At 44.0% G+C, this 605-nt stretch carries 1 protein-coding gene; it reads right to left on the reverse strand.

Annotation, left to right across the window (positions count from 1 at the left end):
• A partial coding sequence (locus tag ADH27_RS00010) for a MucBP domain-containing protein (protein WP_048714743.1) occupies positions 1-605 on the reverse strand: 605 nt, incomplete at both ends.

Below are 605 nucleotides of genomic sequence, written 5' to 3' on the forward strand. Positions count from 1 at the left end.
GGCTCTGCTGGGGTTTCCTTCAGTTTGTATACGTAGGTGACATTCTTATCGCCTTCAATCACTTTGCCTGTTGTAGGGTCGGTTGACTTAAGGTGACCTTGGTCATCCACTTCACCAACTGTGTAGGTACCTGCTGGAACCAATTCATAAGTCTTACCGTCTTTTTCGATTGTTTGTGGACGGTTGTCTACGACTGTATCGTAGTCCTTATCCACCGGTTGAGCGTCTTCGTCGGTCACATCTGACTTGATGGTCTTGCCTTCTGTATCTACATAGTGAACATAGACGTTACCCTTAGGTTGAGTTGGGTCTTCCTTCACTTCTTTATAGACGTAAGTGATGATTGACTTAGGTTTGTCAACTTTACCTTTAACTGGATCAGATGATTCCAAGTGCCCATCTTCGTCCACTTTACCTACTGGGTAGTCACCTTTCGGTACAATCTTGTAGGTCTTACCGTCTGGAGTCTTGATAGTGTTAGGTTTTTCACCTTCCTCAGTGGTATTATATGGTGTGTCATAAGGTGAGTTTGGTGTGTCTTGACGAGGTTTTTCGATTTCCTTGCCATTTTCATCTACGTAAGTGATGATGACCTCACCCTTCTT

Source organism: Streptococcus sp. 343_SSPC, assembly GCF_001072385.1.
Lineage (GTDB): Bacteria > Bacillota > Bacilli > Lactobacillales > Streptococcaceae > Streptococcus.